This window comes from Acetobacter oryzoeni, assembly GCF_004014775.2.
GTDB lineage: Bacteria > Pseudomonadota > Alphaproteobacteria > Acetobacterales > Acetobacteraceae > Acetobacter > Acetobacter oryzoeni.
Genome location: NZ_CP042809.1, coordinates 204,366 through 223,839, shown reverse-complemented (window position 1 = coordinate 223,839; position 19,474 = coordinate 204,366). Strand labels below are relative to the sequence as shown.

The following is a 19,474-nucleotide window of genomic DNA, read 5'->3' as shown; positions in this document are numbered from 1 at the left end:
CAGCAAGAACTAGCCAAACTGCGGGCCACGTGATTTTGGGCTATTTGGCTGAGGAGGTGTTTCTTCCGACCCAGAAAGTTTCTGGCTGGCCCGATTGAACCACGATGCAGGTGATCGTGTCTGCTCGGCACTCATACCTTGCACTGCTCGTTGATCGTCCTGCAAGTCAAGACTACGCACGGCAGCCCGCCCGATGGCATAAATGGCGTCACGCGCAGAACCGTCGCGGCCGGGGAGAACGGTCAGCTTTTCAATGCCCGCCTTTTGGGCTTGATCGATATGACGCAGAACGGCGCCAACCTGCGTGTCGCTTTCCAAAGCTTTCAGTTCTCCCCGTAAGCCCCTGAGTTCTTTCAACGTGGCACTATCTGCCTGGCCTGCGTTCAGTGTTCTGTTGTCCGCATCAATCCCGGATTGCAGTTCCTGGCGTGTTGGTTCACGGAGCGACAGAGCTTCACGACGCGCCTGGTCGGGCGTCATTGTTCGACCAGACTTAAATAACGTCGCGATGGCATGCATCATAAGACACTCGTCATTGACTGCCGCTTTGCCGCTGGCTCTATCTGAGTTGCTCCGGGTCTTGCTGTCACCACAAAACTTGGGGCAATTCAATCTAGCCATCAGCTCCGACCAACAAAGCAATCTGACGTCTGATTGCGAGTAACTGGTCAGGACGCACCTTGCTTCCGGTTACACGGAGACGATGCTTGGATGTAGTTGTCAATAAGACGCTGACTGCCCAACATAGCTTTGAACATCCATTATTAGCACTCGGATCAATCCGAACCGCCAGATCTGGAATAACGAGATTCTCGTCGTCGGTCAGAGGAATAAGCATGATGTTTGACCATTCAGGTGGGAACTATTTATCTTCGACAACAACAGCAGATCGGAGTTTGTTCGGCTCTGTTTGGCAAGGCATCACCACGTGAGAAACAATCGTTCTATGGGACTTATCTATGTCGCCCGGTTTTCTCTATTCTGACCGGAATATGCTTTACTACGTCTGCACGACAACGGTTTCCAGCAGGAACGCTGGAAGACAAGGGTAACCGCCTTGATTGCGATTTCAAAGAACTTAGGGCAAAAGCCAGACATACCAGTTCAGATCGGCAGTCATGGGGAAATCCTCAGTTACTTTGTCACTGTGCCGCAAGGACATGGACAATCCAATTTGTCACGAAACAAACACCAGCTTCTGATGCATTAATTACTTACGCTTCCTCCAAACTTTCATAAGCCTCTCAACCAGTGAACTATGATGAATTGGAGAAAATCCCAGCTCATTTTCCATTGCTTGAATATCCAGCTTGACGGTATCTGCAATGCGCCCTTTGGAAACAAATTCTGGTACAGATTTTTCAAATGCCATGGCTTGGCGAATATCTCCACCAAAGCGCACTTGCATAAAGCGCTTGTCTCGCGACAGAGCGATGTTTTCAGGATGACTTCTAATCATTTCGACAAGCACACGTTGGAACTGAACAGCCCGCATAGCTTGATAGGTTCGATAAGAAAGAGGACAAACCCAGTCTGGCTTTACAGGAAGGTGTTGTTCTATCAACGACAACAAGAGATGAGACGACACCGTAAAAACATCTGGAATCTGCTTGCCATCACTCTGATCCATCTCGATCCGCATATCTCGAACGCGAGGGAACATAAGAGTCAGATAACGCCGGTATAAAGCTGTCCCGATTTCTTTTTGTAAACGACGGGGACTTTCCGTCTGAAGCGCTCGACTATCCGGGAGAGAGGCATCAATGTGACACGTCACCATCCGTTTGGTCAGATCAGCTGAAATGCTTGTCACGTCCTTGTTGGTCGTCAGGACGATAGGTGCGTAGCATTCGGCCATATCCCGATCAGTACGCACCATGTCAGGCACATATTTACTCATTCGATCTGGCGTCACGTCATCAATCAACAGAGGAATGGCCCCTAATTGCTGACGTAAGCCCAAAACACGTTGTGCCGTAAACATTGATGACTGAATACTTTTGACAACCCCGAACATGGATTGTGCAATAATCTGCGTAAACAGGGTTTTCCCACCACTGGAGCGGCCATATAAAACCGCGTACGGGGGATAAAGCCACGGATCGATATGATGACTAACGGCTCCTTGTCTTAAAAACGGTGCAAAAGGTGCCATGTAAAGCCAGACCAGAAATGCCCAGTAGGAGGCGATGGCACTTTGGCTATTTCCATAAAATGCCGAAAAACTGCTGATATAATTCACAAGCAGATGTACATCTCGGGCAACGTCATGTTCTGAAATGGTATCTTTTTCAGAAAGCCATAACTGATCATTGAGAAAAATCTCTCCTGTCCGAACAGAGAGGGAGGCCCGTGGAATTTCATCTTTCGGAGAGTCCACAGCAGGCAGATTATTGCGTGCCTGCAGAAAAGTTGAAACGATTGTGGGAGTGACCAACGTTACCCCCTTGCGGCTCATCGGCAGAGAAATTGTTTCAAGTTCCTGCCGTAAGCGTTGAGCCTTTCGTAACGTATCAATGGTTATTCCCTCTGAAATCGACATACCACCCTGTTCGACATGAACCAGCCCGGCCCGTATCGCACGCACGATGGGAACATCCTCGTAAGGAAGGGATGTTGTAGAGATATCAGGCTGTTTATTCTTGCCGTCAGAAGACACGCTGATCAAAATATCCCTTTCGATTGCAACACTTTTTTTGTAGTCACGTTGGTAATATTCATCAAAAGCATCCCACGCTGCTAAATCATCAAAAGTGATGATGACTTCATGTTGATGCCCATGGAAAGCCGCTATACTGAGATTAGCGGATCCTGTGATAACGCGTTGACCGTTGGAACCTGATAGCAAATAAAGTTTTTCATGACTTGGCCGGCCAGTCAGAAGCCTGAAACGCAAGGTACCATTTTGCAAACGCGGAAGAAAGAGACTGCTGCGTAACCCAAGAAGTTGACGTAAGCTTTCTACAAGCGATTTTTGATCTGTGAGACAGTCCTTAAACCCGTAGTCTTCAAAAAGCTGACTGGCTTGAGCCAAAGCAATATGGGTTTTGGTCAGAATATGCTCAGAGCCAAAAACAATTTCGATATCTTTAAACTGTTCTGTCAGATCGAGCAAAAATTCCAGAGAACTTGAAAAGGTAATCGCACGTAAAGCAGAATACCCCTTGAAAACCTCGGACCAGTTCTGCTGCCGATAAGTTTTTAACTGTGCTTGAAACACAGTAAGTGGTCCAGAATGCGAAGAGGAAATGTTTGAGAAAAGATCCGACATTTTTCCATTATTCCAAATCATTGATAACTTAAGTAAAAAACTCAATAATAATGATTTTATTTTGCCAAAATTTCGAAATTTTATTGTTATTTAATTTTTAAAATTATCATATAATACAAAATAATATCTTATTACCGCGTTGAATATTACTGGTAATATTCGTGGGATCGTTGAATCCCAGTGTAAAGAAAGAGCCCCCTAATGTTATGAGAATTTTTCCTCTCATACGGCTAGAACGTCAAAATCTATCCACGTGTCCAGATCCAGCTCGAAATGCCCATTAAGAATTGACGTGGTTATAAATCAGCAACGTGAGTCTGCGATAATCTTCTGGCATCATCCGGTGGGCTCATTGCTGTTTAACCAGAATGGTTTGGAGCAGACGTTCAGAAGAAATTGTCGTGTGATCCAACGAGAAATAGCCATAGGCCGCAAAGTTCAGGTTCCAGGGCATTACCATATCGGCTGCCGAAGATGCAGATTGCATTGTGCTACTTCCTGACTGAAAAAGCACGATCTGCATGAGATGCATCAGGTATCAATCAAAAACCCGCATTGTCGGTACGTTCCTCAACATGGCCAAAATCACAGCTTTGAGTTCACCAAGCGCTATCTACCTCATGATATGCCGTAAGATTTACGAGCTTTCTCGATTTTCCGACCATAATGGTGATGGCTGTCTCTGCCACGAGCTAGGCGAGAGACAGTGCTTTCACTGATTCCAAATGCAGCAGCGATCGATTTCAGGGACTCCCCCTCTTTTCGTCTTTCAATGATTTTATGCTTTTGTAAGTCTGTAATCTGAGATGGTCTTCCCATGCGTTTGCCTTGCTTAATGGCACGTGCACGTCCTTCTGAGGTGCGTGTACGGATAAGATCGCGCTCCACATCGGCCAAGCCACCAAGGACTGCAAGCATAAGCCGACCTGTACTTGTGTTGGTGTCAGTCCAGGGTTCAGCTAAAGAGTAAAACTGAGCCTTACGATCAGTAATTGTCTTTACGATAGAGAAGAGATCAAATGTACTGCGTGCCAGTCGATCCAGACGGGTAACGACTACGGTTTGACCAGGCTTAAGGTTGGCAAGCAATTTACATAGTTCAGGACGCGTAGCATCTGCACCACTTGCTTTCTCACGATAGATACGACGGCATCCGAATTCCTTAAGTGTTTTCAGTTGAAGTTCAAGAGTCTGCCCTACTGTGCTGACACGGGCATATCCAACTTTACGACGTGTTATCTCTGGTTGCATTCGGGCTTAAACGACTGAGAATGTTCAAAAGTTCCTTGCAAAAATCCTGATTTGCGCAAATCAGGAATTAATCAAACAAGTATTGTGATAAGGTGTCCCTTTTCTACAAGGTAAATGGGTGGGTCATGGGGCGAAAAATAGGATATGCGCGGGTCAGACCCTTGATATACAAGTAAAAACTTTAAAAGAGTTTGGGTGCGTGAAAATTTATCGCGAAAAAGCGAGCGGTGCGAATGCCGAGCGTTTACAGCTCAAAAAGCTGATTGCTTCGGTTACTGAAGGTGACATCGTGGTTGTCACCCGTATTGACAGACTTGCCCGCAGTACTTTCGATCTCTTTTCTATAGTGAAAGAAATTACGAATCAAAAGGCACAGTTTCATTCAATAGCTGAACCATGGACTGACACCAGCACCAGCACTGGGCGGCTAATGCTTGCTGTCCTCGGAGGCCTTGCTGATGTGGAACGCGATCTGATCAGAACCAGAACTTCCGAGGGTCGCGTAAGAGCTATCCAGCAGGGAAAGCAAATGGGACGTCCATCCAGACTGACCGTTGCGCAAAAACGGGACATCAGAGCAAAAAGAAAAAACAGAACGACACTTAAGTCTTTGGCAACAACCTATGGGCTCAGTGAAAGTGCTGTCTCCAGAATTGCCCGCTCCTCTGATACACTCAAACCGATGACAGAATTCCCATCCGACCCGTCTTTTGATGCATAAAATTCTTTTCAATAAACTTAAATAAAGCATCAGGCGGTAGATTTTAAATTAGGTTTGCTACAAAAAATTTAAATATGGATCGCAATTTTGTCCCATGTTTAAGGTTTTTCTCATGAACCGTCAGGACTTAACTGGAGGCGTCAGAGAGTGTCTGGTTCACCTGCCTTCCCCTTATGAGAACCATTATGGTGTTGTCCCACCACCTCCACCTGAAAGTCGGGTGTATCTAAATGACATCACAGCCTTGCACTCCTAAGCATTGGCCGCTCTGGGGGAAAGTGCAGAATAGGCACGAACGTCAACCGATCCCTATCTGGACTTGTAACGGTTTTGTGCCGGTCAGGAAGTGATTATGCCACTCTTGGACGTGTCACGGTTTAGTTCCGGACCTTTAAGACCGAAGATGGTCATGAAGGTTGCGCCATGGAATACCCGTGCGGTAGCGATACAGCACCGCCTCCACGAACAGACGGTTGTCCACCGCAGTGCCGCCGACATAGTCTTCTCGACTAGGAAGAATATCCTTTATCCGCTCCCATTGGTCATCGCGTAAACCATAGCGCCGCATCTGTCTGCCTCCTCCAAAAAACGGGAAAACAGTCAGCACACGCAGACACAAAGTACAACCTTTACCAGCCACACTCAGAGCTTAACTGACGACACGCCGTAGGGATAACCAAAGATGGTGCAGCGGGACGGATGAATATCCCTCGTGATCCTACATGTTTGGGTAGGCTTCTTTCTACAAAAAAGTCTGTTTTTTATGGTTTTGCGCTGGCCAAACAGACTGATTCCAGTGCCGTGTGGATGTTAGCAATCCTGCATCGTTGCGCCGCTTATAAACCTCTTAATGATAAGCAAATCCACGGCATTCCAGATGCTAGATATTTTCTGAATCAGAAAAACAAAAGCATAACCTCCAAAAGTCAATGTTTCGGTTTGGAAATGATGGTGGCACCGTAAGGACATACCCGACGCCTGCTGTCTGGTCAGATTATGTCTCTTAAGAAAGGCGTTCTTTCATGACCTTTTCAATCGTGGCGCGCTGCCCACAAAGTGGACAATTCGCAGTGGCTGTATCTTCATCCTCTCCTTCTGTTGCTGCACGTTGTGGGTTTGCGCGGGCAGGAGTGGGAGCTGTTACAACACAAAATGTGACGGACCCACGCCTTGGACCATGGGCACTGGACCTACTAGAGGCAGGAGCATCGGCTACAGAAGCGCGCGATATCATCGTGCGCAACTGTAATTTTCCTCATTACCGACAGATGAGCTTAATTGACCGTGATGGTCGCGCAGCAGTGTATTCTGGAAGCAAAGCGCTGGGTCTGAGCGCTGATCTGTGTGGCGTGAATATTGCATCTGCCGGAAATCTTCTCGCATCCAAAGGTGTAGTGGAAGCCATTGTTCGCAGCTTTGAACAATCGGAAAAAAGCAAAGAACTGGGAGCCCGCATTATTGCGGCCATGAAGGCCGGACTTGCCGCAGGAGGAGAGGCTGGCCCCGTTCGTTCTGCCGGGTTGCAAGTGGTGGATCAAGAAGCTTGGCCCTTAGCCGATCTGCGTGTGGACTGGGACGAAGCTCCGATAACAAAGCTGGAAGAATTGTGGACCATTTGGCAGCCCCAAATGCATGACTATGTCACACGCTGCCTTAACCCAGAAGCTGCGCCATCTTATGGCGTTCCTGGTGATGAGTAAAAAATAGATTCTTGATTTCTTGAAAAATTAGCGATTATTTTTGGAAGAAGACACCAATATGACCATCGAGAAAACAGAAGTTCTTGTAGTCGGGGCCGGTCAGGCTGGCATTGCCATGAGCGAACATTTGCGCAGCTATGGCATTGAGCATGTAGTGCTTGAACGTAACCGCGTGGCAGAACGGTGGCGCAGTTGCCGGTGGGACTCTCTCGTGGCCAATGGTCCAGCATGGCATGATCGCTTTCCGCATTTGGAATTTCAGCATGATGGCCCGGATGATTTTGTTCCTAAAGAGCGTGTTGCTGATTACCTTGCTGCATATGCCCAAAAAATCGATGCTCCCATTCGTTGTGGGGTAGAGGTAAAAGAAGTGCGGCGTAACGACGGGCGCCTTGGCTTTACTGTGGAAACATCGGAAGGTGTTATTGAGGCCAAGGCTGTTGTTGCTGCTACAGGGCCTTTCCAAATACCCGTTATTCCTCCTGTAGTTCCAGAATCTTCCGGTATTGCCCAAATTCATTCGGCGTCTTACCGTAATCCAGAACAACTACCTGAAGGTGCTGTTTTGGTTGTAGGGGCAGGATCTTCTGGTGCACAAATAGCTGAGGAGCTGATGCGGAGTGGACGGAAGGTTTATTTGTCTGTCGGCCCGCATGATCGTCCCCCTCGGCATTATCGTGGGCGTGATTTCGTATGGTGGCTAGGTGTTCTCAATAAATGGGATGCAGAAGCAACGCCGGGGGTAGAACACACAACAATTGCCGTAAGTGGCGCAAATGGTGGGCATACGCTTGATTTCCGGCACCTTGCATCTGAGGGCATGACACTTCTTGGGCGTACCGAGACATTTCATGATGGCGTGTTAACGTTTGCCCCAGATCTGGCCGAAAATATTGCCAAAGGGGATGCAAACTACCTTTCCTTGCTAGGGGAGGCAGATACATACGTTACGCGTAATGGTCTTGATCTGCCAGAAGAACCTACAGCTCGTGATATGCTGCCAGATCCAGAATGCATGAAGTATCCTGTTTTGGAGCTGGATCTGCAAAACGCTGGTATTAACACCATTATATGGGCAACCGGTTTTGGAGTAGATTACAGTTGGTTAAAGGTGGAAGCGTTGGATGAGCAGGGGCGCCCACACCACCAGCGTGGCGTTTCTGCTGAACCCGGGATCTATTTTCTCGGTCTGCCGTGGCAGACACGCCGTGGCTCGTCCTTCATATGGGGCGTGTGGCATGATGCAAAATATGTAGCAGATCACATTGCTAAACAGCGTGGTTATATGGCCTACAAGCCATCGCGCGAGGAGGGATAATGAAAAGCCTATCCTATTATACACAGCGCGCGGATGCTCTGAAATTTCGTAATAATTGCTGGATTGATGGGAAATTTGTACCCGCCAAATCGGGAAAGTGTTTTGAAGATATAAATCCAGCAACTGCGTCTATTCTGACACAGGTAGCACGAGGAGGTGTGGAGGATATTGATAGGGCTGTAAAATCAGCCCGTCGGGCGTTTGAAGATGGGCGGTGGTCTCGCCTTACTCCGGGCGCTCGTAAGGAAACACTCCTGCGCCTTGCTGTGCTGATACGTGAACATCTTGATGAATTTGCGCTTCTTGATACGCTGGATATGGGGAAGCCAATTTCCGAGACCACGAATGTGGATGTGCCTGGGGCGGCGCAATGCCTACAGTGGCATGCAGAGGCTATAGACAAGCTATACGATGAGGTGGCTCCAACGGGTGGTCGTGATGTTGCGATGATCCGGCGTATACCTCTGGGTGTAGTTGGGGTTGTGGTACCTTGGAATTTTCCGCTGGACATTGCTATCTGGAAATTAGCTCCAGCCCTTGCAGCAGGCAATTCCGTAGTTCTTAAACCAGCAGAACAATCTCCACTTTCTGCTTTGCGTCTGGCGGAGCTTGCAGCCGAAGCCGGTCTACCCGATGGCGTTCTGAATGTGGTGCCAGGGCTGGGGGAAGAAGCTGGGCAGGCACTTGGCCTGCATGATGATGTAGATTGTCTGGTTTTTACGGGCTCCACCACGGTGGGTAAGTTGTTCATGCGCTATGCAGGCGAGAGCAACATGAAGCAGGTGTGGCTAGAAACAGGCGGGAAAAGCCCCAACATTATTTTCCCGGATGCAAATCTTGATGTTGCAGCAGACAAAGCGGCCTTTGGAATTTTTTTCAATCAGGGGGAAGTCTGTTCTGCAAACTCACGCCTGTTGGTGCATGAGTCTATTGTAGATGAAATGATTGAGCGTATGCGGCTGCGGGCGGAAGCAATTATCCTAGGAAATCCGCTAAACCCCGATACAAAAATGGGCGCTATGGTGGATAGTCGCCATGCAGCACGTGTTGCAGAGTTTTTAAACTCTGGTCGGGAAAGTAGCCGCCTTGTTGCGGGGGGAAATCGTATTACGGTTGGTGCGTCAGACGCCTTTATTCAGCCAACAGTTTTTGCAGATGTACCTCGGAATGCTTTGATCGCGCGTGAAGAAATTTTTGGGCCGGTTCTGGCTATCCAAACGTTTCGCGATGAAGAAGATGCTCTTCAGCTAGCGCATGATACGTCTTACGGTTTGGCTGCTTCTGTCTGGACACGAGATATTGGACGAGCGCTTGATCTTTCGGAACGACTGCAGGTTGGCACGGTTTCTGTGAATACCGTAGATGCCCTTTCTCCCATGACACCTTTTGGTGGCGTTAAACAATCGGGTTTTGGGCGGGATTTATCAATGCATAGCTTTGATAAATACACCGCGTTGAAAACAGTTTGGATTCAGTACTAACATCAGGAATTTGGAAGTAGAGGGTCAGAAATAATTTCTTTTTCTGATACCTCAAAACATTCCACAATCGCAATATGATCGTTTGATACGTGCCGTGTCGCCGGATCGAAACAGTTCATACAGGAGACACATAGATTATGGCTCATACTCGTCTTCGTCCCTTCAATACGAAGGATACCTATCCCGAGCAGGAACTTGATAACGATCTTTGTCAGGCCGTTATTACGCAAAATACAATCTATCTGCGCGGGCAGGTGCCTCAGGATCTTGATACACGTGAGAATGTAGGGGTTGGAGACCCGGCAGCTCAAGCTGAAAAGGTAATGGATAATATTGAACTTTTGCTATCTGAAGCTGACGCAAAGCTAACAGATATCTGCAAAGTTACAGTATACCTCACAGATATTCGCTACCGTGAAGCCACTTATCGTGTATTGGGGCGCCGCATGAAGGGCGTATTCCCTGTATTTACAGGGTTGGTTGTTGTGGCTCTTGCGCGTCCAGAATGGCTGATTGAGGTAGATGTTATCGCTGAGCGTGAATGATTGCGAACAACCCCGCTATGCTTTGGCGGGGTTTTTATGCCTTGTTAATGTTACGATTCCAATATGATATCCTGCATACAAACAGCAATTGCTGCCGAATGCCAGAGGAAGGAACCGTCCGATGACTGACACCACGACGGCACGAGGGCCAGAAGCTCATACCATTTATCAAATCCCCCTTGATCAGCGGCATGGTCGTCCGCGTGATTTGTTTACGGTGTGGTTTGGCTCAAACATCATGATGCTGACCATTATCACAGGTGCGCTTGCAACAACTGTGTTTGGTCTGCCTTTCTGGCCCGCCATGCTTTCGGCTGTCTTGGGTAACATGATTGGCGGTCTGTTCATGGCGCTACATGCAGCACAGGGGCCACAACTTGGCGTGCCGCAAATGGTGCAAACACGCGGGCAGTTTGGTTCAGTAGGGGCTATGGCTGTTATCTGCCTGGTGGTGATAATGTATGTTGGCTTCTTTGCTTCCAATCTCGTTTTGGGTGGAGAATCTCTGCACACTGTTGCAACATTTTTACCTGAAAAAACATGCGTTATATTGCTTGGCCTCGTCAGCTTGATTGCCACTATTTATGGGCATGATCTAATCCACGCCTATACGCGGCTTATGACGGTTGTATCCGGCATTGCATTGGTTTTGTGCTTCGTATGGATACTGTGCATTAACGGTGTTTCATCTGCCACACTGACCCACGGCACATTTACCATCTCTGGCTTTCTTGGCGGCCTGTCTACCGCTGCTTTGTGGCAAATTGCTTACGCGCCTTATGTTTCAGACTATTCACGTTACTTGCCTCCTGGCACCGGTAACCGTCAGGCATTTATGGCAAGCTATTGGGGATGTGTGCTTGGCTCGCTCTTCCCTATGATCCTCGGCGCACTTCTGGGTGTCATTGCGGGTGGGGGAGATGTGGTCGCTACACTTACAAAAGAAGTTGGGCCACTTGCACTTTTTATTATTCCCGTTCTGTCCTTGGGCATTGCTTCTACAAACGCCATGAACCTTTATTGTGGTGCGTTGTCGGCCATTACAGTTATTCAGACCATCTTTCCTTTATGGAAAGCCACGCATGTAGGGCGCGCAGGCACGGCTGTTGTTCTATCTGGCCTTTCTCTTCTTATCGCTCTTGGCACAGAAGCAAACTTTATGGAGGAATACACAAACTTTATTCTTCTACTGCTTTACGTCATGGTACCGTGGACTGCGATCAACCTTGCTGATTTCTATTTGATCCGACATGGCGAATATGATGTTGCCTCTTTTTTTCGGGCTGATGGGGGCATTTATGGCCGTTATTGCTGGCCAGCGTTGATTGCCTATATTTTTGGCATCCTTATCCAGATCCCCTTTGTTTCAAACGGTCTTTATACCGGCCCGATAGCCACCATGCTTGGTGGGGCAGACATTTCGTGGATTGTAGGGTTGATCTTTGTGACTGTGTTTTACGTCTGGCTGATGCGGCATGAGCGGCATACGCAGCCTGTTGCAGGGAGTGCAGAATAATGAGTGGCCAGAACGATTTTCCGACAGAATTTGATTTCATTATCGTGGGTGCTGGCGCTGCTGGCTGTGTGCTTGCCAACCGCTTGAGCGCGCGAAGCAATTTGCGTGTAGCGCTTCTGGAAGCAGGGCAAGCAGACAATACACCGCGTATTCATGTTCCAGCAGGCACGATCTCACTTTATAAAAGCCGTAAATATACCTATCAGTATTATTCCACACCGCAGAAATATTTGAATAATAGACGCATCCATGTGCCACGGGGCCGTATGCTAGGTGGATCGTCCTCCATGAACAGCATGATTTACATTCGTGGTGCGCGTTCGGATTACGATGCTTGGGAGGCCATGGGCTGTACTGGTTGGGGGTATGACGCAGTACTAAAATACTTCATGCGGGAAGAAGATAATCATCTGCACCAAGACCCGCATTTTCATGGCACGGGTGGTGAATTGGTTGTAGATCAGCCGCGTGATCCATTGGGGGTTTCACGCCTGTTTATTAAAGCCGCCGAAGAGGTAGGGCTGAAAGAGAACACTGATTTTAATGGTGCAAAGCTTGATGGTGTAGGTATTTATGATGTGACACAAAAGGACGGAAAACGCTTAAGTGCTTATCGTGCTTTTGTTGCGCCTGTGCGTTCCCGCCCAAATTTGCATGTTCTTACTGGTTGCAAGGTTGTTTCCCTTGTAACCGATGGCAAGGAAGTGCAGGGCGTCACCATAGAGCGGAATGGGCAGTTCCATGTTCTGCGCGCTCGGCAAGAAACCATTCTTTCCGCAGGAGCTATCGGATCACCACATCTGCTTATGTCATCAGGCATTGGTAACGCCCATGAACTTTTGGCCGCTGGCGTGCCCGTGGTGGCTGATCTGCCAGAAGTGGGGCGCAACCTGCAAGATCATGTTGATGGGTTGGTTACCATTCGCTCTGATTCAGCCTCAACGCTTGGCTTTTCAACAGCTTCGCTCTCCTCTGTTGTGCCATCACCTTTGCAATTTCTGCTTAAGCGTAAGGGCTGGCTGACAACAAACTATGTAGAAGCTGGAGGTTTTGCATCCACACGTTACGCCAAGGATGTACCAGATATTCAGTTTCATTTTGTGCCAGGTTACCGCAGCCATCGTGGACGGTTGTTTGAATGGGGCCACGGATTTGCCCTCCATACATGTGTGCTACGGCCTTATAGCCGCGGGAGCATTCGCTTGGCACGTGATGGAAGCCGAAACCCAGACATTGATTTCAATTTCCTTTCCGATGAAAGAGATACGCATGTGCTGCTGGAAGGCGTAAAACTGGCGCGTTCTATTCTTCGTGCATCTCCTTTTGATGCGATACGAGGCAAGGAAATGGCGCCCACAGCCAATATTCAGACAGATGATCAGTTGATAGAGTATTTGCGTGCATCGGCAAGCACGGTGTTTCATCCCTCAGGCACCTGCCGCATGGGGGCAGATGATACGAGTGTTGTGACGCCTGATTTGAAGGTGCGTGGACTAAAAGGCCTACGCGTAGCGGATACATCCATCATGCCAACGTTGGTAAGTGGCAATACCAACGCACCAACGATGATGATTGGAGATAAAGCATCCGATATGATTTTGGCGGAGGCCGTATGACCTCGATGTATGATCTATCTGTGCAAGACATTCTTGCACAGTTGGTAGCTTTTCCCACTATCTGCCGCACAGAAAATCAGAACCTTATTGAGTGGGTTGAAGCATTTCTGCGTGCATGTGGGGCGCGTTGCCTGCGTGTGCCTGGTGAGCAGGCTGGTCGTTTTAATCTGCTGGCCAGTATTGGGCCCGACACCCCAGATGGCATTGTGCTTTCAGCCCATAGTGATGTTGTGCCCGTAGAAGGGCAGCCATGGACAACTGACCCTTTTACCCTGACTACGCGTAATGAAAACCTGTATGGGCGCGGCACCAGTGATATGAAGGGTTTTCTCGCGTGTATGTTGGTGGCCGCGCGATATGCTGCCCAAAAAACAACCCTGCGAGCACCGTTGCATTTGGCTATTTCGTATGACGAGGAGATAGGTTGTGTAGGAGTGCACTCACTTTTACGCTCTCTGGCTGCTCATAAATTTCAGGCGCGTGGATGTGTTATTGGGGAACCCACCAATTTACATGTGGTATCTGGCCACAAAGGTAAACTGGCCGCATGCATTGTCTGCCACGGTCTGGCTGCGCATTCGGCCAATCCTGCACGTGGTTCTAACGCCATCCTGCTTGCATCAGATATGGTGCAGGCCATTAAGTTCCTGCAAGATGAATTGCAAAACAATGGTGCGCAAGATGAGAGTTTTGAGGTGCCATATAACACCTTACAGGCTGGACTCATCCGAGGCGGTGTTGCGCTGAATATTGTGCCAGATTTGTGTGAAGTGCACTTCGAGATGCGTTTATTGCCCGGGGTAGATCCTGCGCTCTATATTGAACGATTAAAGCAGGAAGGATCTCGTCTCTGCACAACGTATCCCTCTGCACGTATAGAGATTGAAACACTTAATACGTATCCAGGATTAAACACGCTGGATGATACGCCATTTTTGCAGGAGATTATGGCTATTACAGGAGATAATGCGCCTTCACATATTGGATTTGGCACAGAAGGTGGGTTATTCAAAGAATATCTTGATATTCCGGTAGTGGTTTGTGGACCAGGATCTATTGATCGTGCACATAAGGCAGATGAGTTTATTCGTTTGGATGAATTATCTGCGGGCGTTCAGTTTGTAGAAAAAATAGTAGAGAAACTTCTATAAAAATAACCCGACATGGAAAGATTTTTACATTAGAAGGTTTGAACGGCATGATGAGAAAATAGGTGGTTATCAAGCACTACCTAGAAGGAGGCGTTAAAGGTGAAGTTTTCTTTGCGGCAGATTGAATATTTTGTCGCCACGGCAGAGTTGGGTTCCATTGTGCAGGCTTCTCGCCAAATTCCGATCTCTCAGCCTGCAATTTCTGCCGCTATCGCGCATCTTGAAAGCGTGTTTGGGGTGTCACTTTTTATACGTCATCATGCACAAGGTCTGTCTCTCACCGCAGAAGGACGCCTGGTTTTACAGGAAGCGCGCACACTTTTATTGCACGCTCAGGAATTAGGAACCTCTCTGAACGGTATGCTCAAGCGTGTGCAAGGGGAAGTGACGGTGGGTTGCATGACAACGCTGTTTCCTCTGCTTGCGCCCGATCTTATTCAGAATTTTTCGGCCGCTTACCCGGAAGCACGCTTGCGTGTCATTGCCGGACATCATGAAGAACTGATCGATAAACTCCGAAATGGCGAAATATCAGTCATGATCGGCTATAATATGACATTGCCCCCCATGATAGGTTTTCAGCCGCTTTCTGCACTGCCGCCATATGTATTTACTTCAAGTGACCATCCACTAGCTGCAAAAGAATGTGTGCGATTGCAAGATCTGGCAGATGAACCTTTTCTTTTGCTTGATCTGCCTTTTTCGAAGGAATATTTTCTACAGTTGTTTGCCTCAGTGGGAGTCACACCATGTATTGCAGGTCATTATCCAAGTATGGATGTGATCCGTAGTTTGGCTGCAAGAGGTGTGGGGTTTGGGTTAGGAAATGCGCGCCCACGAAATCAGCAGGCACTGGATGGCAAATCTTTAGCCTATCTAACATTAGAAGATGAATGCGCACCACTTTTGTATGGACTTTTTACAATTGTGGACCAGAAATTTCCTTTTCGTGTTTCAGCTTTTTTGGATATGTGCGAACAAGATCTTTCTGGAAAGCCACTGCCGGGAACCCTGAATTAGGAGATTTTCTTCCTATAAGTTTTGGTGCAGAAGGAAACGTAAATTGAGGGCTGTCCAATTAAAGATATGCTTCAGTTTTCCAGAAATGGAGAATAGGAAAGATTACGCTATATGATTTTAATTTATATTATTACCTGATCGTGAAATATTCCTGACATGAAGATCATACAAAGTATTCTTTGAGTATGGATTTTTTTGCTCTAAATGTTTCGAAATCGTTATTATACTTTTGCGCAAGAGAAGTGATACATGCGACAGACCAAAACCGATCGAAGTGCCTTCAAATTTGTATTGCTATCATGTTGCGCTGCATTTTTGTGTGAAACAGGTACATCCGTAGCTCACGCACAAACATCTGCGCCTGCACAGGTCCAGGTGGGAGACATCGCCAAAACCCTTAAGCCCGAAGAGGCAGAAAAGGGGGCAGGTACCCCAACAGATGGAGAAGAGCCGCCTGCCACTTCTCTTTCTGAAGAGGAAGAGGCCATGAAGCCCAAGGCAGGCAACCTGTTCCATGTTAAACCCGGACACACACCCACATACTGGGAAGGTCTGGAAGGGCATGTCTCCATTGAAGCAGGGATTTCAGGAAACCCCTGGACCCGTTCTGGCCGCAACTTTGCGCAGTATTATTCAGATCGTGCCAATACGGTCACGCTGAACCAGATCATTGGCTCTCTGTCTCATCCTGTCACGTCTGTAGGCAGCGGATACGGCATCGGTTTTGTGCTGGAGGCCATGTATGGTTCCGATGCACGGTTTGACCCCACAATCGGTATGGGGTCTGGGTCTTTGCATGGTCTGTATCAATGGGCACCCACACAGGCGCATCTGGATGTACATCTACCGTGGATCTTCAAGCGCGGCATTGATGTGCAAATCGGCCAGATGTACGGCATTATGGGGGCAGAAGGCACACCCGCTCTTGCACGGCCATTCTACACATATAACTACGCCTCAGATTATATCGTACCGTTTCAGACGGTAGGCATTCTGGCCACCATGCATCTGACACGTCATATGGACTGGATTTTGGGGGTGGATGCAGGGAACTCCACAACCTTTGGTGCCTCTGGCAACAACAACAAGCCCAAGGGCTATTTTGGTCTGGCGTGGAACAAGCTGATGGATGGCAAGCTGGATGTGCATGCCATCGGGCATTTTGGGCCGCAGGGCAACAATGGCCGCACCATTGTTTCACCCACAGGGTGGGTGAGTGCAGGCATTGGCAAGCAGGCCAACAGCCTTATGCAGTATAATGCGGATGTGATGGCCACGTATCATATCAATGATAAGATGACTGTTTCTGTGGATGGTACCTATCTGCACGATGATTCTTTGCGTGATGATGCTTATGGGGTGACAACCTATTTTTCTTACGACATTCACCCTTGGCTGACATTTAATGCACGCGGCGAAATCTTTCGTGACAATACAGGTGGGGTGATTACGGAATATTCCAGCTTTAACTCTCTTACGCAGGCTCTGAGCAACCAGCCTTTCCCATATTACAATGCCTTGCCCACAACCTATGGGGAGCTGACGGTGGGCGTCTCCTACAGGCCCGAGTTCGTGAACAAAAGGCTGGCGTTGGGCGGCTTTACTATCCGGCCTGAAATTCGGCTGGACAAATCCCTTAACGGCACGCATCCATTCAACCAGGCAGGCACTGTGCAAAACCCAACTGTTAATAACGGCACAAACAACATGCTCTGGTTCAGTTGCGATGCAACATGGTCGTTCTAAGGTGTTCGTGTTTCAGATACAGGAGGCCTACGGCGTGTCGTCAGTTAAGCTCTGAGTGTGGCTGGTAAGGGTTGTACTTTGTGTCTGCGTGTGCTGACTGTTTTCCCGTTTTTTGGAGGAGGCAGACAGATGCGGCGCTATGGTTTACGCGATGACCAATGGGAGCGGATAAAGGATATTCTTCCTAGTCGAGAAGGCTATGTCGGCGGCACTGCGGTGGACAACCGTCTGTTCGTGGAGGCGGTGCTGTGTCGCTATCGCGCGGGTATTCCATGGCGCAACCTTCTTGCCCGTTTCGGGGACTGGAAAAACGTGCACCAGCGTCTGGGCCGCTGGTGTAAAAGCGGTATCATCGAAAGTGAACTGCCCCGGGTTTACCGGAGAGTAAAACTCTCGGAGGATGAGCCCTATGGTAGAGAAGAAGAAGACATCGCGTTATTCGCCTGAGTTCCGTGAGCGCGCTGTGCGCCTTCTGGACGAGCATCGCTCGGATTACCCGAGCCTATCGGCGGCCTGTCGCGAGATTGGTGGCAAGCTGGGCTGCTCGGGCGACAGCCTGCATGACTGGTGGAAGCAGGCCCGGCGGGACGCGGGTGCGCAACCGGGGCCGACCACGGCCGAGACGGCACGGATCAAGGCGTTGGAGCGGGAAGTTCGTGAACTGCGTCAGGCCAATGAGATCCTCAAGAAGGCCTCGGCTTATTTTGCTCAGGCGGAGCTCGACCGCCTATGTGGACGGCCGTTTAAGCGCAATACTTCATAATGTTCTTTCGATGTAATTTCCAAAACGGATTATTCTATCGGCTGGATGACAAATACCGATTTAACGTGAAGACCCGGTCAGATGCGCTCTTATGTCCGGCCTGTTTGTGCGACTTTATGCGCTGGCCATCATGGGTGTGCGCTCACGTGTCAGGCACCAATCTGGTATCGCGTGCTCAAGGGCACAGACGGTCGAATGGTATGGCCTGAACTGTGTCTCTGAATGACAGTCTTCCCATCACGTCGGTTCATATACATACTGCCGGATCTACCGGAGCAAGCCCCAGTGTCCATCGTCCTGCTGGTGCAGATCAGGCTGCGGCAACACTGTGCCCAATCGGACGATAGATCTCTTTGCGTGACAACAGGACCCAGATGATACGAGCCATTTTATTGGCAAGTGCGACTGTTGCCAGACGCCTTGGACGACGCGCCATGAGTTCGCATAACCACTGACCCGCAGCGCTCTCCCACTTCTGGGCACGATGAAGCATGGCCGTGGCGCCAAGAACCAGCAATGTTCTTATCTGCCGGTTGCCCGCTTTGGTAATCCTTCCCAGACGGGTTTTACCACCTGTAGAATGCTGACGAGGCACAAGCCCAAGCCATGCGGCAAAATGGCGCGCAGAGGCGAAGGAGCCAATATCCGCGACCGAGGCGACAATCATGGAAGCCGTTATGGGACCTACCCCGGGAATGGTCATCAGCCGACGCGCATCATCATCGTTTTTTGCACGAGCCCGGATCTGCCCTTCCAAAGCATCAATGCTCTGAGCGACTTTTTCGTAATGCTCAAATAACAACATGGCACTCTGCTTCATGGCAGCAGGCAGGTCTGCTGATGCCTCTATTTTTGCCATCAGCACTGGCAGCCGGCGTGTGCCCAGAGGGGCAATCAGCCCGAACTCGGAAGCAAGAGCCCGTAACGCATTACTCAACATGGTCTGCTGTTTGACCAGAAGAGCACGGGTGGAATGCAGCGACAACACACCTTGCTGCTCTTCGCTCTTGATCGGAACAAACATCGTATCAGGATGAGTTGCCGCCATGCAGATTGCAGCCGCATCAACAGCGTCATTTTTCTTGCCTTTTTTGACAAATGGTTTGACCCGATCAGGAGGAACCAGTTTGACATCATGACCAATCCTGCCGATCACCCGTGCCCAGTAATGCGCTGACCCGCAGGCTTCCAGCACAACTTCACAGGGGGCAAGCTTTGCAAAAAATGCCGAAACTTCACTGCGACCAAGCTTGCATTTGAAAATGCTCTTTCCATTCGCATCAGTTCCATGAGCCTGAAAAACAGATTTGGCAATATCAAGGCCGACTATGCTAGCTTTCATCCGGGCGGTCTCCTTCTGATGGTCAGTGAACCT

General features: G+C 48.9%; 16 protein-coding genes and 3 pseudogenes. 13 read left to right on the top strand and 6 right to left on the bottom strand.

The window, feature by feature from the left end; genetic code table 11:
• Nucleotides 1–9: 9 nt before the first annotated feature.
• From EOV40_RS13985 to EOV40_RS13970, 4 genes are all read right to left on the bottom strand, one after another.
• Complete coding sequence (locus EOV40_RS13985) at nt 10–480, bottom strand: hypothetical protein (protein WP_244297047.1); 471 nt, start codon at nt 478–480, stop codon at nt 10–12.
• A gap of 730 nt (nt 481–1,210) precedes the next feature.
• Nucleotides 1,211–3,271, bottom strand: coding sequence for a restriction endonuclease PLD domain-containing protein (locus EOV40_RS13975; protein WP_244297045.1), 2,061 nt, complete (start codon nt 3,269–3,271; stop codon nt 1,211–1,213).
• Between the two features lie 349 nt (nt 3,272–3,620).
• Nucleotides 3,621–3,758 carry a hypothetical protein gene (locus EOV40_RS15070; RefSeq protein WP_167506911.1) on the bottom strand — a complete coding sequence of 46 codons (138 nt, stop codon included), beginning with the start codon at nt 3,756–3,758 and terminating at the stop codon, nt 3,621–3,623.
• 131 nt (nt 3,759–3,889) lie between these two features.
• Entirely contained in the window at nt 3,890–4,522 is a 633-nt protein-coding gene (locus EOV40_RS13970; RefSeq protein WP_128106374.1) for a recombinase family protein, read from the bottom strand.
• Nucleotides 4,523–4,721: 199 nt separating this feature from the next.
• On the opposite strand from EOV40_RS13970, the gene EOV40_RS13965 reads away from it, so the two are divergent.
• Entirely contained in the window at nt 4,722–5,243 is a 522-nt protein-coding gene (locus EOV40_RS13965; protein WP_341873046.1) for a recombinase family protein, read from the top strand.
• 412 nt (nt 5,244–5,655) lie between these two features.
• On the opposite strand, the pseudogene EOV40_RS13960 reads toward EOV40_RS13965, so the two are convergent.
• Nucleotides 5,656–5,811, bottom strand: a pseudogene (locus tag EOV40_RS13960) (transposase); the annotation flags it as partial.
• Between the two features lie 131 nt (nt 5,812–5,942).
• Here EOV40_RS13960 and EOV40_RS13955 point away from each other — a divergent pair.
• The 12 genes and pseudogenes from EOV40_RS13955 to EOV40_RS13900 form a co-directional block, all read left to right on the top strand.
• A complete protein-coding gene (locus EOV40_RS13955; RefSeq protein ID WP_128106373.1) occupies nt 5,943–6,206 on the top strand; it encodes a hypothetical protein in 264 nt (87 codons plus the stop codon).
• A gap of 59 nt (nt 6,207–6,265) precedes the next feature.
• Nucleotides 6,266–6,943 (top strand): DUF1028 domain-containing protein, encoded by a 678-nt coding sequence (locus tag EOV40_RS13950; protein ID WP_128106372.1) that lies wholly within the window; start codon nt 6,266–6,268, stop codon nt 6,941–6,943.
• A gap of 58 nt (nt 6,944–7,001) precedes the next feature.
• A complete protein-coding gene (locus tag EOV40_RS13945; protein WP_128106371.1) occupies nt 7,002–8,261 on the top strand; it encodes a flavin-containing monooxygenase in 1,260 nt (419 codons plus the stop codon).
• Entirely contained in the window at nt 8,261–9,742 is a 1,482-nt protein-coding gene (locus tag EOV40_RS13940) for an aldehyde dehydrogenase (RefSeq protein ID WP_128106370.1), read from the top strand. The genes EOV40_RS13945 and EOV40_RS13940 overlap by 1 nt, the downstream gene beginning before the upstream one ends.
• Before the next feature lie 137 nt (nt 9,743–9,879).
• Nucleotides 9,880–10,287: a RidA family protein gene (locus EOV40_RS13935; RefSeq protein WP_019088054.1), complete on the top strand. Its 408-nt coding sequence runs from the start codon at nt 9,880–9,882 to the stop codon at nt 10,285–10,287.
• A gap of 121 nt (nt 10,288–10,408) precedes the next feature.
• Nucleotides 10,409–11,803 (top strand): purine-cytosine permease family protein, encoded by a 1,395-nt coding sequence (locus EOV40_RS13930; RefSeq protein ID WP_128106369.1) that lies wholly within the window; start codon nt 10,409–10,411, stop codon nt 11,801–11,803.
• Nucleotides 11,803–13,419, top strand: a complete 1,617-nt coding sequence (locus tag EOV40_RS13925; protein ID WP_128106368.1) for a GMC family oxidoreductase — start codon at nt 11,803–11,805, stop codon at nt 13,417–13,419. The genes EOV40_RS13930 and EOV40_RS13925 overlap by 1 nt, the downstream gene beginning before the upstream one ends.
• Complete coding sequence (argE, locus tag EOV40_RS13920; RefSeq protein WP_128106367.1) at nt 13,416–14,570, top strand: acetylornithine deacetylase; 1,155 nt, start codon at nt 13,416–13,418, stop codon at nt 14,568–14,570. The genes EOV40_RS13925 and argE overlap by 4 nt, the downstream gene beginning before the upstream one ends.
• A 99-nt stretch (nt 14,571–14,669) precedes the next feature.
• A complete protein-coding gene (locus EOV40_RS13915; protein ID WP_128106366.1) occupies nt 14,670–15,590 on the top strand; it encodes a LysR family transcriptional regulator in 921 nt (306 codons plus the stop codon).
• A gap of 249 nt (nt 15,591–15,839) precedes the next feature.
• Complete coding sequence (locus EOV40_RS13910) at nt 15,840–17,336, top strand: outer membrane beta-barrel protein (protein ID WP_128106365.1); 1,497 nt, start codon at nt 15,840–15,842, stop codon at nt 17,334–17,336.
• Between the two features lie 129 nt (nt 17,337–17,465).
• Nucleotides 17,466–17,678, top strand: a pseudogene (locus tag EOV40_RS13905) (transposase); the annotation flags it as partial.
• A 67-nt stretch (nt 17,679–17,745) separates the two neighbouring features.
• Nucleotides 17,746–18,065, top strand: a pseudogene (locus EOV40_RS13900) (transposase); the annotation flags it as partial.
• Nucleotides 18,066–18,409: 344 nt separating this feature from the next.
• On the opposite strand, the gene EOV40_RS13895 reads toward EOV40_RS13900, so the two are convergent.
• A complete protein-coding gene (locus EOV40_RS13895) occupies nt 18,410–19,441 on the bottom strand; it encodes an IS110 family RNA-guided transposase (RefSeq protein ID WP_128106266.1) in 1,032 nt (343 codons plus the stop codon).
• Between the last annotated feature and the right edge of the window lie 33 nt (nt 19,442–19,474).